The 17927-nt window shown below is 45.7% G+C and carries 6 protein-coding genes; 4 read left to right on the plus strand and 2 right to left on the minus strand.

Annotated features, from left to right (window positions below):
- The first annotated feature begins 63 nt into the window (after positions 1–63).
- Together ACF8CV_RS13765 and ACF8CV_RS13770 are read left to right on the plus strand one after the other, a co-directional pair.
- Entirely contained in the window at positions 64–1467 is a 1404-nt protein-coding gene (locus ACF8CV_RS13765) for a methyl-accepting chemotaxis protein (RefSeq protein WP_025526782.1), read from the plus strand.
- A gap of 183 nt (positions 1468–1650) precedes the next feature.
- On the plus strand, positions 1651–2844 hold the full coding sequence (locus tag ACF8CV_RS13770) for a class I SAM-dependent methyltransferase (protein WP_005464224.1): 1194 nt from the start codon (positions 1651–1653) through the stop codon (positions 2842–2844).
- Positions 2845–2896: 52 nt separating this feature from the next.
- On the opposite strand, the gene ACF8CV_RS13775 is transcribed toward ACF8CV_RS13770, so the two are convergent.
- Positions 2897–9892, minus strand: a complete 6996-nt coding sequence (locus ACF8CV_RS13775) for a VWA domain-containing protein (protein WP_169608985.1) — start codon at positions 9890–9892, stop codon at positions 2897–2899.
- A 402-nt stretch (positions 9893–10294) separates the two neighbouring features.
- Here ACF8CV_RS13775 and ACF8CV_RS13780 point away from each other — a divergent pair, with 402 nt between their 5' ends.
- Positions 10295–11611, plus strand: a complete 1317-nt coding sequence (locus ACF8CV_RS13780; RefSeq protein ID WP_024103885.1) for a TolC family outer membrane protein — start codon at positions 10295–10297, stop codon at positions 11609–11611.
- Between the two features lie 2 nt (positions 11612–11613).
- Positions 11614–12231: an OmpA family protein gene (locus tag ACF8CV_RS13785; protein WP_005477806.1), complete on the plus strand. Its 618-nt coding sequence runs from the start codon at positions 11614–11616 to the stop codon at positions 12229–12231.
- A gap of 65 nt (positions 12232–12296) precedes the next feature.
- Here ACF8CV_RS13785 and ACF8CV_RS13790 read toward each other — a convergent pair whose 3' ends face one another.
- Positions 12297–17822 (minus strand): tandem-95 repeat protein, encoded by a 5526-nt coding sequence (locus ACF8CV_RS13790; protein ID WP_392417358.1) that lies wholly within the window; start codon positions 17820–17822, stop codon positions 12297–12299.
- Positions 17823–17927: the final 105 nt, after the last annotated feature.

Consider the following 17927-nt stretch of genomic DNA (forward strand, 5'->3'; position numbering starts at 1 on the left):
TATATTCGTTTTGTCTTATTCACCCCACTAAGGATAGTGGGTTTTCGTATGGTTATAATAATTATGAAAGAAATTCCTTTCCGCTGGATTGATAAGTATCTCATTCACTTAAAGATTCAAGAAAAGTTCTACTTGCTCTTCATTCTCCCTCTTCTTGCTCTAGTCATTCTTACTCTCGTCCTCAATAGCGCGGCTAATGCTCTGATCTCAGGTATGTATCAGGAAGAGTTGATGCTCATGAAAGGGCTGATAGAGGCTGGCAATCTTTCTCAAGCTCAAGTAGCAAATCTTATTGCGGGTTCAGAGACAGTCTCTATTGGCACAGGACCGCAATCTGTATCGGTATTGAATGGCGCATTCAGTTTGGTTGCGAATCATGAGCTTTCTCTGTGGACTGCCCTATCAATGACCCAAGTGAGCATCATCTGCGTGAGCTTGTTTGTTCTCGCGCTGGGTGTTTACTACATCATGACGTTCATCGGTGGCGCAATGTTCACCATGAACAAGGCGCTAAACACGCTTGCTGATGGCGACCTAACCGCGCGGATGAATTTCTTCCCTGTTCGTGATGAGTTCAGTGAAATCGCCATCACGATTGATAAAGTCGCGGAGCGTGAACAAAAAATGGTTCAATCTATCCAAGAGTCTGTCGCTCTTATGCAGCAAATCAGCTCGGACTTGAATCAATCGATTCACCACAGTTCTGAAATTTCTGCGACACAACAAGAACACCTCAACTCTCTTGCAAGTGCAACGGAGCAGATGGCGTCAACGATTCGTGAAGTTGCGACACTGGCTCACGACTCAAGCACACAGACGGATGATGCACGTAGTGTGGCTCAATCAGGCCAAGTGAAAGTCGAAAATACGCTTCATTCGATTTCAAATCTGTCGAATGAGATTCAATCTGCTTCTCAAGCGGTTGAAGAGCTAGATGCAAATGCAGCGCAAATTGATGAAGTGGTAACAACAATCAACGGCATCTCTGAGCAAACTAACCTACTCGCCTTGAACGCTGCAATTGAAGCGGCTCGTGCAGGTGAACAAGGTCGAGGCTTTGCGGTTGTTGCGGATGAAGTCCGTGCTCTTGCAGGCCGTACTCAACAAGCAACCGTTGAGATTCAAGCGATGATTGAATCATTACAGCGTAACAGTCAATCCCTTACCAAACTTATGGAAGTTACGGTAAACAATGCCAACGAAGGTCAAAACCTGATGGCAGAAGTAAACCAAGAGATTGGCTCGCTTGCCGATAAAAACCAAACCATCTCAGACAGCAGTATTCAAATTGCGACTGCGGCTGAGGAACAAGGTGTCGTTGCAGATAACATCGCCGCAAGTGTCGAAGAAATCCGAGTTCAAGCAGATAATGTGTGCAATATGATCAGCACGACCTCGCAAAACGTCGAACAGTTGCGTAAGCAAAGCGATACGATGGAATCTCTCCTCACAGGTTTGAGAGCATAACCAAATATCAGTTAATCAGGGTCACGCAAGTGGCCCTTTTTTATGCCTGCTAACAGCTGTGCCAACGATAATGACTAACGATACCGACCGTTTAGCAAATGACTGGATTGTTGAGGGATATTGCTTTTGCCCTCAACATCCCGGACAATACGCCCCTTTCAAAATTCAACAAGAGCAAATGAAATGACAGCTGCTATCTATTTGGTTAAAGGTCGTGAGAAATCGGTTAAGCGCAAGCACCCTTGGATCTTCTCTCGAGGCATCGGTAAAGTTGAGGGCGAACCCGCTCTTGGCGAAACAGTTGATGTGTTCACTCACGACGGTAAATGGCTAGCAAAAGCGGCATATTCTCCAGAATCTCAAATCCGCGCTCGTATTTGGAGTTTTGAAAAAGAAGAAATCAACAAAGCGTTTTTCGTGAAGCGTTTTCAAAATGCTCAACTTCTTCGTGAAGACGTGATTGAACGTGATGGTTTAACGGGTTACCGACTCATCGCCGCTGAATCTGACGGCTTGCCGGGCGTGACGATTGACCGCTACCAAAACTTCTTCGTATGTCAATTGCTCAGCGCAGGCGCAGAATACAACAAGCAAGCGATTGTAGATGCATTGGTTGAATGCTTCCCTGATTGCAATGTCTACGAACGCTCTGACGTAGCAGTACGTAAGAAAGAAGGTTTGAAAGAGACCACTGGCGTATTGCACGGTGAAGAGCCTCCAAAATCTGTCGTCATCGAAGAAAACGGCGTGAAAATCAGTGTCGACATTGTAGGTGGACATAAAACAGGCTTCTACCTAGACCAGCGTGACAGTCGTCAACAAGCGATGAAGTACGTTAAAGATAAAGAAGTACTGAACTGCTTCTCTTACACGGGTGGCTTTGGTCTTTACGCACTGAAAGGCGGCGCAAAACGCGTAATTAATGCGGATGTATCTCAGCCAGCATTGGACACAGCAAAATACAATGCAGAACTGAACGAGTTTGATATCTCGAAAAAGCGCGCTGTTTTCTTAAACGCAGATGTATTTAAACTGCTTCGTGAATACCGTGACCAAGGTACTCAGTTTGATGTGGTTATCATGGATCCACCTAAGTTTGCAGAAAGCAAAGCGCAACTAAATGGCGCATGTCGTGGTTACAAAGACATCAATATGTTGGCGATGCAAATTTTAAAACCTGGTGGCACGCTACTGACCTACTCTTGCTCTGGCTTAATGGACCAAGTTTTGTTCCAAAAAATCATTGCTGACGCAGCGGTAGACGCAAACCGCCAAGTGAAATTTGTTGAGCGCTTTGAACAAGCCGCAGATCACCCAACCGATACGGCATACCCAGAAGGTTTCTACCTAAAAGGCTTTGCTTGTAAAGTGCTTTAGGCTAAGAATAAGTAAGACAAAGCAGAAGAAAAGGGCCTATTGGCCCTTTTCATTATGGCTCTAAGTTAACCTTAGTTAGCGCGGATAACACATCTCTCTCAAAGTCCGCATTCCCCACGATTAAGTCACTAAACTCTGTCGCCCCGTTTTCTATTACGATAGTTTGAATTGAGTTTCCATCGTTATGGGTTATTTCTAGAGACAAGTCATCACCATCAATGTTCAAGTCAATACTATTAAGAAGTTCTTCTATTGTATTGTGCCCTGCATCTTCGACGACTTCACTCAGATCTAAGGTGTCCAAATCTCTCTCAAAGCCTCTAATTAGATCTGTTCCTGTATCCAAGGAGTCGTTGACCCATTTAAAGATATCTGCCTCGTTATCATTGCCGATCAAGATGTCATGACTTACGTCTACTTCAGCTTCAATAATATTTGCAGAGCCATTACTTGCAGCATTTACTCCTCCGTTTTCATCAATAACGAATTGCAGGGTATTCTCACTTTGATCGCCATCGTTATCCGTCAATACATAATCGAAGTCTAACGTTTCAACTGTATCACCCACCGCACCATAAAATGCATACGCACCATCGTTTAGGTCGATTTCCAGAGTATGTTTGCTGTCGATATAGATAGTAAGCTGCATCGTTGTGTCGTCAAATGCATGCGAAATACCATCGTTATTGTCAGTTACTATTAGGTCTGTACCATCAAACGAATAAGTGACACCGTCATGTTCTATTTCGCTAATATAACCACCATCTGCACCAATACCTGTATCTGGAGAAGTGGTATACATCAAGTTCCCCCCAACAGGTTGAATCACTGACTGCAACATAACCGGAGGTAATTGAGTTACGTCAGGAACCACAACACCATCAAGATCTTGATTCAAGAAGCCATCATATGCTACGCGATCTAATTGCTCCGGCATAAGATTAACGCCCATACCATACGCAAGGGCTGTTATCTGATTATCAGGATCGGTTAGGTGATCGATCCAACTCTGCTCACGAGCGTCGTTTATAAATGATGACGCAGGGTTTGGCTGGCCATCTGACAAGAAGTAACTAACATTCGACGCACTGGTTAACTTACCTACATCATCCCATGACTGTTTTGCTTCATTTAGCGCGTTATTATAGTTAGTCGCGCCACCTGCAGTTAGCGTCTCAATATACGCTTTGGCCTCGTCGACCGTCAGCCACGTCGCAGCACCTATAGCGTAAGTGGATGCTGTACTGCTATAAGTAATAATTTGAACTCGCGTTTGACCGATAGACTCATATTGATTCAATAACTGAGTTGCCGAATCTTTCATTATCTGCAAGCGATTATCCGTTCGCATAGAACCCGAGACATCCATTATGAGCTGAACGTTGGCACTTTCTTTAGTTTCTGCAACTACATCGTGAATAATGGATGCAGAATCTGGTGAGTCATCTTCCACAATAACGTTGACCGTTGTGGAGTTAGTAAGACCACGAGCATTCGAGACAAGCACAGGCACCTCAATATTTAAGGCGTCTTCTCCAGATGCGTTGGAGTGATCAATTGGGCCAAGAAGCTCCGTAGATACCATTCCAGTATCATTGACTGATATTTTGATAACCTCTTTACCGTTTGCTGAACCGATAAGCATTTGGTCGTTATTTGATAACGCCCACGTTACAGAGATCCCGTTACTAGTAAGAGCTGTAGATGGTTCACTGAGCGTAACAGAATCAACGGTTTGACCCAGCGTCAATTGTTCTACATCAGAACTCGAGTCAGTTGTGTCATCAAAGCCGTTTAGAGCAGAGTCATCAGCAATGGCGTTGCTTAATCCTTCCTCAGAAACGTTTAGTGTTACACCTTCTACGATTGGTGGGGCGTAAGGGTTGACAGAAAAGTACCCCGTTTTACTGTCTCCATCATTATCAGTAATCGTGTAGTTAAAATCGATATCCCCATCGCCATAAGGTGAGGTCAAAGGCAAGTATTGGAAGAACTCCCATTTTCCAGTGCTAGGTGTAAGTTGAACTTCGAATGCAAGCTCTCCATCAGCCTCTGCAATCAGTCTATTAGAGTTTTGTGGGTCGACATATATCAACACGTCTTGACCATCTAGAGTCTCTAAACCAGCCTCGCCTCCATTTAAGACTATAGAACCAGGGCCATCAGCTCCATATACAGCACCGAGGTTCCCATCCGCACTAGCAATTGGCACGCCGGAGTACGCACCTGTAAAGGTTATTGATTTAACGGTAAAGTCACTGTTGTCTTCAGTATCCGGGCCATTGCCATTACTGGCCGCTTCGAGGATGATTTTATCAAAGCCCCCCTGTTGAACATTGAAATTCGCCGCGTAATCACCACTGCTTGCGTCAGAGCTGAACGATTGCTGAGCAATTAATACACCATCTCTATAAAAAGATGCGATTCCTTTCTCAAGTTCACCACCAAACATTTTCTCAAATTCTATTTCTGCTCCATAAGCAACTTTATTGCCTAAGTCTATGATTAACTGCTCTGATACACCCTCATTACCCGCGAATCGATAATCGACTTCGTTTTCTAATTGGAAGCCGTTGTTACCAGAACTTTTAACGCCAATCCCTTCTGATGATTGATTGATTTCAGCTGTTCCCAGCATCGCAGATTCGTCAGACACAAAACCGTTTGCAGTCACAACAACGTCCCCAAATGTTCGACTGGTTGCATCTGCCTCACTTCCTGCAAAATCTATACGCCCTGTCAGAACGATTGGTGCATCAGTAAGCGACACATCAACGGGTTGAACAACCACAGGCACGTATGGGCAATCGTCTTCAACGACCACATTTAAGCTTTGAGATGTCGTTGTTTGTCCATCACTTACAGAAATCTGTAAATCAAAGTTGATGATGTCTTCCACATCATTAACAGGATGATCAAGTGGCTCAAACAGAGTAATAGTATAGTCCCAAGAGCCTTGACCTGAGGCTGAAGGCTCGCTCAGCACAACAGTAGCAACAACGCTCAGGTGAGCGGTTTTCGCAGTCAGCGTTTGAGTACTGTTGTCCCACGTCCACGATATAGGCTCCCCTCCTGATGTTAGGTTGTTAGGGCCGGCCAATACCACTGAAACATTCGCCGTGTCTGGATCGGCAACTGTGAATGTTCCTGAGAAACTTGCGGAGTTAGTGGTGTCTGAAGGTGATCCGGTATTATCAGGGATACCATTAGCTAAACCTTCTTCCGAAACAACTGCATTCACAACATTTGAAATAGAAGGAGGAGCGTCGTTATCAGTAATACTTGTGTTCACAAACGCATTGTCTAGATTCAGAGCTTCAAAGATTGGGTTGCTGTCGCTATCGACGATGCCCGACACGCTGACGCGGAACACTTCATCGCCTTCGGCGTACACATCGTCCACCGTATCAATGGTAAACGTAGCGGTCACACCGTCGGCACCGATAATCGCTTGAGCGGTTTCAGTGATGTCATCACCCGACGCGGTGGTGTAGCTGTAAGCTAACGTGACGACGCTACCGACTGGCGCCGGATCGCTCAGTGTCACTGTGTAGTCTGTGGTGGTGTCACCTTCCACGACATTCGCTGGACCAGTCATGGTCACCGTAACCGTATCTTCTGGACCAGGATCGGTTTCATCACTGATGGTGGTATCGACAAACGCATTGTCTAAATTCAGTGCTTCAAAGATTGGGTTGCTGTCGCTATCGACAATGCCCGACACGCTGACACGGAACACTTCATCGCCTTCCGCGTACACATCGTCCACCGTATCGATGGTAAACGTAGCCGTCACACCATCGGCGCCAATAATGGCTTGAGTGGTTTCAGTGATGTCATCACCTGACGCGGTGGTGTAGCTATAAGCGAGCGTGACGATGCTACCCACAGGTGCCGGATCGCTCAGTGTCACGGTGTACTCTGTGGTGGTGTCACCTTCCACGACATTCGCTGGACCGGTCATAGTTACCGTAACCATATCTTCTGGACCAGGATCGGTTTCATCGCTGATGGTGGTGTCAACAAAGGCATTTGAAACATCTAATGCCTCAAAAATCGGATTGCTATCGCTATCTACAATACCCGACACGCTGACGCGGAACACTTCATCGCCTTCGGCATACACATCGTCCACGGTGTCGATGGTAAATGTGGCGGTCACACCATCGGCCCCAATAATCGCTTGGGTGGTTTCAGTGATGTCATCACCGGACGCAGTGGTGTAGCTGTAAGCTAAGGTCACGACGCTACCCACAGGTGCTGGATCGCTCAGTGTCACGGTGTACTCTGTGGTGGTGTCACCTTCTACGACATTCGCTGGACCGGTCATGGTGACGGTGACCGTATCTTCCGGACCCGGATCGGTTTCATCACTGATGGTGGTGTCGACGAACGCATTGTCTAAATTCAGTGCTTCAAAGATTGGATTACTGTCGCTGTCGACAATACCCGATACGCGAACACGGAACACTTCATCGCCTTCGGCGTAAACATCGTCCACCGTATCGATAGTAAACGTGGCGGTCACACCGTCGGCACCAATAATCGCTTGGGTGGTTTCGGTGATGTCATCACCTGACGCAGTGGTGTAGCTATAAGCAAGCGTGACGATACTGCCCACAGGAGCCGGATCGCTCAGTGTCACGGTGTACTCTGTGGTGGTATCACCTTCTACGACATTCGCTGGACCGGTCATGGTCACCGTAACCGTATCTTCCGGACCCGGATCGGTTTCATCACTGATGGTGGTGTCGACGAACGCATTGTCTAAATTCAGTGCTTCAAATATAGGATTGCTGTCGCTGTCGACAATGCCTGATACGCTGACGCGGAAGACTTCATCGCCTTCGGCGTAAACGTCATCCACCGTATCGATGGTAAACGTCGCTGTTACGCCATCGGCACCAATAATCGCTTGAGTGGTTTCAGTGATGTCATCACCGGATGCAGTGGTGTAGCTGTAAGCTAAGGTCACGATGCTACCCACAGGTGCCGGATCGCTCAGTGTCACGGTGTACTCTGTGGTGGTGTCGCCTTCTACGACATTCGCTGGACCTGTCATGGTCACGGTAACCGTATCTTCTGGACCTGGGTCGGTTTCATCGCTGATGGTGGTGTCGACGAACGCATTATCTAGGTTCAGTGCTTCGAAGATAGGATTGCTGTCGCTATCGACGATACCCGATACGCTGACGCGGAACACTTCATCGCCTTCGGTATAAACATCGTCCACGGTATCGATGGTAAACGTAGCCGTCACACCATCGGCACCAATCACTGCTTGAGTGGTTTCAGTGATGTCGTCACCGGATGCAGTGGTGTAGCTATAAGCAAGCGTGACGATACTGCCCACTGGCGCCGGATCGCTCAGCGTCACGGTGTAGTCCGTGGTGGTGTCACCTTCCACGACATTCGCTGGACCTGTCATGGTGACGGTGACCGTATCTTCCGGGCCAGGATCCGTCTCATCACTGATGGTGGTGTCAACAAAGGCATTTGAAACATCTAGTGCCTCAAAAATCGGATTGCTGTCGCTGTCCACAATACCCGATACGCTGACACGGAACACTTCATCGCCTTCAGCGTAAACGTCATCCACGGTATCAATGGTAAATGTGGCCGTCACACCATCGGCACCGATAATCGCTTGACTGGTTTCAGTGATGTCATCACCGGATGCCGTGGTGTAGCTGTAAGCTAAGGTCACGATGCTACCGACTGGCGCCGGATCGCTTAGTGTCACGGTGTAGTCCGTGGTGGTATCACCTTCTACGACATTCGCTGGACCGGTCATGGTCACGGTAACCGTATCTTCTGGACCTGGATCAGTTTCATCGCTGATGGTGGTGTCGACAAAGGCATTATCGAGGTTCAGTGCTTCGAAGACAGGATTGCTGTCGCTGTCCACAATACCCGATACGCTGACACGGAACACTTCATCGCCTTCAGCATACACATCGTCCACGGTATCGATGGTAAACGTGGCGGTTACGCCATCCGCCCCAATAATCGCTTGGGTGGTTTCGGTGATGTCGTCACCGGATGCAGTGGTGTAGCTGTAAGCTAAGGTCACGATGCTACCGACTGTCGCCGGATCGCTCAGTGTTACGGTGTATTCGGAAGTAGTTTCACCTTCCGAAACGCTATTCGGGCCGGTCATATTAACGGTTACAGTATCTTCTGGCCCTTGCTCTGCCTCATCTGTAATCGTTGCAACACCGGTAACTGGAGTAGGCTGATCTGGCGTTGAACCGGACAAACTGAATGTTTCCGATCCTTCCGCTAAATTATCATCAATGGTATCCAAGCTAACCGTAAAAGACTCTTCCCCGATCGGAAGAGAAACAGTGAACGATCCATCATCATTCACCTGAATTTCTTGGGTGGTTCCGTCGGATAATGTAATTAAAACCGTTGTATTTACATAATCTGCACCAACATCGCTCGCCGCCCCGCCTACAGCAGAACCATCATTAAGGGTAAACTCTATGGTAGTTTCTTCTTCCGTTGGTTGGTTAAGGGTAACGTCGAAAGAGACTTGCTGCCCTTCATCTACTGCAGGGCTAGAAATATCTTGCACCGTAATTGTTACTGGAATCGGAGTTCCTGTCGGAGCTGGTGCCTGCGTTGGAGGGAGAATGTCCAATAAAGTTAGAATCTGAGTGGTTGAAAACCCCGCTCCTTCAGTGCCAACTGTCTCAAAGTTGGTACTGGCGAGCAATTCTGCCCCTGTTCGCGCAACATTCCCTGTTGTCTGAGGACTAGACCCATTTGCTTCGCCCGCTGCGGTTTCAAACTCTTGACCTAGTTGGGTCGGGTCTTGTCCCGCTGCAATAGCTTCTATCAACGCTGTAATATCACCAGTTACATTGATGGAACTGCCTTGCGGTGTCACTTGCTCAATGACCAGTTCTGAAGTGTCTGAAACTTCGTTAATGATTAGTTCCCCTGGTTTAGGCAACTGTCCTTGTTCGAGGGTTCTAATTTCCCCATCGAGACCGATAACTACAATATTACTCATCAATGAGCCAAAAGTTACTCGTTCCATATCTACCTCGCCCCACTTTGAACTAAGTCAAAAGTTTGTCACCCCAATATTTACGTCTATAGTTTAGTCAAAATCTTCATATTTTCGTTGTATGTGCAAGGGGCGATGTGCTGATTAACTCAAGGGGCGGGGTTACAGGTGCAGCAGGGAATTGCACAGGTCGTGGAATGCTATGATATTAAGAAATCAAGCTTTTCTCTTGCTTAAACACAAACGGTTGCCAAGCAACATTTTGCACATGTGCTAAGGTTTAATCAGGCGAACTTCTGGATATTCTAAACAAAAGCCTAGGTTTAACAGTAGGTTGATAATTTACTTACTCAAACACTGTTATTTGTGATGTTTTATCTCAAATGTGAGATGAAACAGCAAAAAGCAACACGATTTTTTAGGAGAAACACCGTGAAATGGAACCGACTAAGTATTGCTTGCTGCTGTAGCTTAATAGTGTCTATACCCGTTTTCGGTCAAACTTTAGAGCAAGCCGTGGCATTAACGTTAAAAAATAACCCAGATATCAAAAGCGCATTTAATGAATTTGAGAGCCGAAGGTACATCAATGAGGCGTCAACAGGCGCCTATTTGCCTTCTCTCGATCTTGATGCGGGCATTGGTTACGAAGGCCTCGACCCATCTGATGAAGTCGGACGAGGCAACACTGACTATACGAGAAAAGAAGCGTCTATCACCCTAACCCAATTAATTTGGGATGGCAGCGCGACATTAAACGATATTGACCGTACCGCTGCGGATGCAGAATCGGTGCGATTCCAACTGTTAGCTGATGCTTCAGACAAGGCATTAGAAGTCACTAAAGTCTACTTAGATGCGGTAAAGGCTTATGAAGTCTTAAAGCTGTCTGAGAACAATCTTGCCGTTCACAAAGACATCTATACGGACATCAAAAAACGCGTCACTTCCGGCATCGGCTCTACTGCGGACTTAACACAGGTTGAAGCACGTTTAGCGAAAGCGCATGGTAATCTGGCAGCTGCACAAAACAACCTTTACGACTCCCACACAATGTTTACCCGCTTGGTGGGGCAAACGCCACAAGGGTTAATTTTTCCAAGAGCTGATCAGAACTTTATCCCCTACACCGTCGATGAAGCGGTTGGCTTGGCATTTGAATTACACCCAGTGATTCAAATCGCATTGGCGGATGTGGATTCTGCCAAGTTCCAATACAAACAATCGAAAGGCGTTAACTACCCGACGATCTCGATTGAAGCTTCTCAAACTTGGAAAGACGATGCGGATGGCTTAAAAGGTCGAAGCGATGAAACTCTCGCCATGTTGCGTTTACGCTATAACTTGTTCAACGGCGGTAGCGATGCGGCAAATTCAGAAAACTTCGCATACCAACTCAACAAAGCGAAAGACTTGCGTGAAGGCGCGTACCGTAATGTTGAGGAAGGACTTCGCTTATCTTGGAGTGCTCTGGACTTAACGTTGCAACAAAAAGAATTTTTAGCAGACCACGTTGATTCGGCAGCTGAGACGGTCATCGCGTATGAAAAGCAATATCGAATCGGTAAACGAACCTTACTAGACGTTCTAAACACTGAAAACGAGTTGTTTGAAGCGCGTAAAGATTACCTTGATTCAAAATATGCAGAGCAATATGCCAAATATCGTGTGATGAACGCAACTGGCCAATTGTTGAGTGCGTTAAGAGTCGAAATGCCGAAAGAATGGCTAGAAAAAGTGGAGTATTAATTATGAAAAACATAACTATTATTGCACTGTCATTAGTTGTTGCTGCATGTAGCTCTTCGAGTGATCGAGGCGACGAATACGATTACATCGACACTCCTATTGCAGATCAATGGGCCGACCACCAAGATGACGACAGCGACGGCGTCATTAACCAGCGCGATTTATGCCCGGGCACACCATTAGGTGCGGAAATTGATAATGATGGCTGCGGATCTTACGCAAACTCATCACAACAAATGCAAATTCGAGTGTTATTTGCAAATGATTCAGATGAAATTAACCCGGTTTTCGCGAAGCAGATTCGAGAACTCTCAGATTTCTTGAAAGAATACCCAAGCACATCCATTGAGTTGCAAGGTTACGCGAGCCGCACAGGTGGATCTGAGCACAATTTAGATCTCTCCAAACGCCGAGCAGAGAACGTAAGAAAGGCACTGCTACAGAACGGTATTACTCCTGATCGAGTTACTATTGTTGGCTACGGCGATACGGTTTTAGCAACAACCGGAACAGACGAAGTAAGCCATGCTTTGAACCGACGTGTGACCGCAACAGTAGTAGGACACAAAGGTGAAGTGAAAAAAGAATGGACCATTTTCACCACACTTCCAAAAAGCTAACTATTCAAGAACATCAAAAAAGGTCTAGCAATTGCTAGACCTTTTTATTAGAGGCTGATTTGTCACTACATGTCTTTGTATTGAGAATCGAGACTCGCAATCAAATGCTGTGTGATATCATCCACGCTTGCGCTATTGAAGTGGATATCTAATGTTGAGCTACCTTTAGTAATACTCAAATTCGTATCTGCGCTGCCATCTTGACTTACTTCAACATGATAGCCGCCAGCGTCTCCTGTATGACTACCTGATTGTAAATCACTTAACAGATCGCCTACTTCATCTTTCGATAAATCATCAAACAGATCGGAGAAGTCTAGAGAGTCTTCACTGCTAGAAAAATCTGTGACAGTGTCGCGTTCGTTGGCCACATCGATCCATTTGAAGATGTCCTCACCATCACCGCCAGTCAGAATGTCGCTGCCTAAACCACCAATCAAAATGTCATTATCTGCGCCACCGAACAGCTTGTCGTTTCCACCTTGCCCAAACAAGATGTCATTTCCTGCACCACCATAAATGGTGTCCGCTTGGTCATAATAACGAGATTGCTCAAACTCAGCTTGGTTTTCAGTAATGTAGTGATGAACTTCCTCCTTCGTTACCAGAGCAACATCTTTCCCCAGTTGAGAAGCTACATAGTTTTGTAGCGCAGAAACACCTTGCTCTCCATTGATATCAAAACGAATCGCATCACCAAAAATGATGTCGTTTCCATCAAGGCTACTAATCTCATCCTTGCCTTGCATTAATGACACTTCTTTGCCAAGAATCACTTCTGCAAGTTGATTAACATCGATGTTAGTTCTTACAACACCATCAGAGTCAAAGTGTTTCAACGAATCTTCATTCAGATGACCGCCAATACCTATTGAGCGTACTTCGCTAAATTCTGCCAATGCGCTATATGCGTTATTTGCTTGCTCAAGAACGTTGTTCCCAAAGTCGTCATATTCGTAAGAATTCAGCATCCTACCCATCTTTTCACCAGTAGAAAGGGAATATACTGTTCCACGGAAATCTATGACTGTTTTATTGTTGTATGTAACTGTATCGCCAAATCTATAATCACTTGGCAAGACATCAGCCAAGGTCACTAACTGCTGCTCTGATACGCCAAGTACAACACTCTCTTTACTGCTATACCAATTCACATTGTTGTCTGTAGCTTGGTTTGGACGACCATCAGAAATGAAATAGCTTAAATTCGTTGCGCCACTATCAGCATTCTCAAACCAGTTCAATGCTGATTGGAAGCCTGCTTCATAGTTTGTGTTACCGTCACCGAGCTTCACAATTGCGTCCAATATTGATTCTACTTGAGACTTAGCATTGTCAGAGCTCAAATCCAATTCGAGCACCTGTTTGCTCTCAGTGGAAAAAGTGGTTAATAAAACGTTCACTTTGCCCGAATGAGGTCCACTTGCACTTTCGATCAGAGTATTCAGCACTGTTTTTAGTTCAGTTACCGCACGGCCTACGTCGTAACCCATACTGCCAGACGTATCGAGCATAAAGGCAATGTTGTAATCCTGACCTTCGACAATTTGTAACCCTTGAACATCACCAACGATCACGTCGTTATCATCGGACCCAACTATGTTGTTATCGCCATGCGTACCAGAAACAAACTCATAATCACGGACTGAAACAGAAGCCGTGTCCGCTCCCATTTGAGTATTGTTATTAACTTCAACACTTCCTGCCGTCGCTGTTACATCAAAATCTAACGAGCCATTGTAATCTGCTGGTACAGTAATCGTACCGCTTAGTTGATGGCTGGTTTGATTTGGTTCACTTGAAAGGTCAACCGTGTAAGAACCATCACTGTTTTCAGTAACCGTTTTGCCATTCACCTCTAATGTTAGCCCTGAAGGGATTCCCGTTAAGGTGACGCTATCGTTAATGAATGACTCACTGCCATCCACATCGATAAGATCAAGGTTCAGCTCAAAAGAGACTTGTTGCTCTGTAAGAACAACATACTCTCCTGTGTTGTTATCTAGCTTGATAATGGCATCTTGGAAGATAAGCTGTTCAATTTCATAAAGGTGGTCACCCGACTCTTTATGAGTGCTCGAAACAACATCTTTTGTATCAATAAATCGACTATCTTCGACAATCCAATACGGGACTTCTGAGTGGTCAGATGCTGGGTAATAGCTGAAGTCGTAATCAGACAACTTACCAGAGTAAACAACTGTGTCAGTCTCAGCTTGATCATCTAATGAACCAATACCGCCATAGATAGAATCATTACCTCCTCCAGTCACAAAGATATCACTGCCTTGAGCATCAACGTTGGCACCTGCTTGTTGATCACCTACAAAACTCAGTGGTGATTCAGTGTCTCCGCTTAGCATTAAGTCATTACCAGCATGACCATTATTAAACGCTTGTGTCACCACATGTTCAAAGTCAAGCCCTGGTAAATTACTTGCCTCAAGCAGATCTTTAAGTTCTTCGTCTGTAGACCAGCTTCCGCCTAATGTCACAGGTACAGACGTTACTGGACCGAAAGTAAGGTCAATCTTAATTGGGTCCGCTACAGGCTCTATGTCGATACTCAACGTACCTGAAGCAGAAGAATTGCCATCACTAACAGTGAAATGAATCTGCTCGTAAGTATCCAAGCCGTTCCCAACACCATCTTTATCGAAAACATTTGCACCAGATTCATGTTCAGCCGGAACATAGCGAACAAGACCATTTTCGATATCAGAAGCGAGTACACTGCCAGAAACCGCTTCCCAACCATCAGAGCCCTTCACTTGTAGTGAGCCATTTAGAGCAGAAGTGTCAAACTCAACACTTACCTCACTGTCAACGACGCCTAAATGTTCTAGTGTGATAACAATCGCTTCGTCTTCTAATCCGGAAATTTCGTTACTTTGAACCGTTGGAGGGACATCATTATCATCAATATAGCCAACGCCAGATACATCTCCGACTTTAATCACAAGGCTTTCTGTTGATTCAACCAACTGATCATCAATGCTTGGAATGGTAATATCAAAGCCATTCACACCGGCTGGAACAATAAGGTATCCGCCCAAATACTTCACGCCATTAGTAAAAGTTGCGTTCGACAAATCAATGTCTTGAGAGCTCGTACTAGAACCCTCTGCAGAGAAATCCACTTGATACTTAACGGTCTGATCTGTTGCATTATTTAGAGAAACAGAAAATATGACATTGTCACCTTCAACAACAGTAACACCTGTAATGCTCTGCACCGCAGGTCCATTTTCCGCAACATTACCATCTAGCATTTCGTTAACGATATTGACTGTAGATGGATCGCTAACGCCACTTTCAGAGTCGACTGCCACATATCCAAAGCTGTCTTCGGCAGGAACACCTTCTACATAACGTAACTCCCAGTTACCTTCATTTTTCGTAGAAAAATCTAACTGAGTAATGACCGAACCTTCAGGAAGAGCTAGATCTTTCCCATAACCAACGCTTGTTTCTTGGAATAGCATGAAGTTGCCTTCAGGCTTCAAAAACTCGAACGTTTGAGTCTGTTGGACATTATTTGAATCTAAGTATGTAACCGTAATAAGCGCTGCGTTGTCATCACCGTAATCAAACAATCCACCTAATCCATCTAGACCAAGGTTTACGGAGCCCACAGGATTATTAGACAAATCGACCGTAATCGTTTCACCCTTCTCAATACCCTGCCCGTCATTGTCAGCGATACCATTGCCGATATGTGACACCTGACGGTTGTATTGCGCAAGTTCACCGCTATCAGAGGAAATCGTGATAGAGGCTCCATTTGCTAAATGCTCAATACGGGAATGTGATGGTCCACCATCCTCACTTAATCCCCAGTTATTGAAATCTGATGTAGATTCTGAGCCATTAGGCGTATTTGGACGATCTTTGATACCTAATAAGAAGCCAACATTATCAGCTTCATAGTAAAGACTGTCTTTGTCATAAAGCGTATCGCTTACTTCTTTAATTTCGTGCAACTCACCGTCACTATCTTTAAAGAACAACGTACCTGATGTTGGCAGTTCAGTAATCCGGACATGTAGATCGTTGCCTTTTAAGTCGTCTTCAACATCCGCGATATGATCCTTAGAGTCACCGCTACCCAGAGGTTTCGTATCTGTATCAAACACAACGTGCGTAAGCTGATCATCGGCGACATGCGTAAAGTCTTCACTTTCAGGCTTGTCGTTTACTGGTGTCACATTGACCGTGACGGTGGTAGATTCAGACACTCCACCTGATGTCACGACATAAGTGAAAGTATCTTTACCGACGTAGTTATCATCTGGTGTGTAGGTCACCGTACCATCGTTGTTTACGATGACGGTACCATTTTTAGGACCATTCTCAGCGTCCAGAGACACCACTTTATCTTTGCCTTCAAACGTGTCGTTACCTAAGACCTTGATGATGGTTGGCGTGTCTTCAACGACCGTCGCTTTGTCTGCCACAATGTCCGCCACAGGTGTTACCGTGAAGTTCACCGTTTGGCTAACGCTCTCGCCGCTTGGGTCGGTAGCAGTAAACGTTAAGGTTTCTGAGCCGTTCCAGTCTGCCGTTGGAGTGATCGTGGCAATGCCATTGACGATCGCCACTTGGATGTTGCTGTTGCCAGAGACGCTAAACGTTAACTCTCCATCAACGTTATCCACATCGCTGAAAGCGGTATTTAGATCGATGGTGTATGGCGTGAAGTCTTCTGCCAAGGCTTGATCTGCGATGTTGCTTTCAACCACAGGCGTGTCGTTTACAGCATTCACAGTGACTTTGACCGTTGCTTGGTCAGTCAGTGCGCCGTCGGTGACGGTGTAAGTGATCTCAGCGTGGCCATTGAAGTTTTCGGCCGGTGTGAACACCAGTTTGCCATCCACCACTTCAACCGTACCCTGCTCTTTAGGTACAGAGGCTGATTCAATACTCAGCTTGTCGCCATCTGCGTCGGTGTCGTTTGGTAGAACATCAATAGTAACTGCAGTGTCTTCTTGTGTCGTAGCGATGTCATCTTTCGCCACTGGCGCATCGTTGACCGGTGTTACATTGACTTCAACGGAGGTGGATTCAGACACACCGCCTGATGTCACGACATAAGTGAAAGTATCTTTACCGACGTAGTTATCATCTGGTGTGTAGGTCACCGTACCATCGTTGTTTACGATGACGGTGCCATTTTTAGGACCATTCTCAGCGTCCAGAGACACCACTTTATTTTTGCCTTCAAACGTGTCGTTACCTAAGACGTTAATGATGGTTGGTGTGTCTTCGACTACATCCGCGCTATCAGCCTCGATGTCGACTACTGGTGCTACTGTAAAGTCCACCGTTTGGTTAACGCTTTCACCGCTTGGGTCTTTAGCTGTAAGCGTAATTGTCTCTTTGCCATTCCAATCCGCTGTCGGAGTGATTGTGGCGACGCCATTCACAATAGAAATTTGGATGCTGTTATTGCCAGAAACTGAGAATTCTAGCGAGGAATCAGTATCTTTGAATACTTCATTCAAGTCGATCGTGTAGGTCGCGAAATCTTCCGATAACACTTGGTCTGCAATGGCATTTTCTACAGTCGGTGCATCATTAACACGATTCACAATCAAACTATCACTGTCGCTAGCTGTTGGATTAACACCATCCGACACTGACGCGCTAATAGTCAGGTCTTTAAGGTTAAGTTCATCATTGTTAACTGCATCAAC

This window comes from Vibrio sp. zbq_1, assembly GCF_043102935.1.
Lineage (GTDB): Bacteria > Pseudomonadota > Gammaproteobacteria > Enterobacterales > Vibrionaceae > Vibrio > Vibrio parahaemolyticus.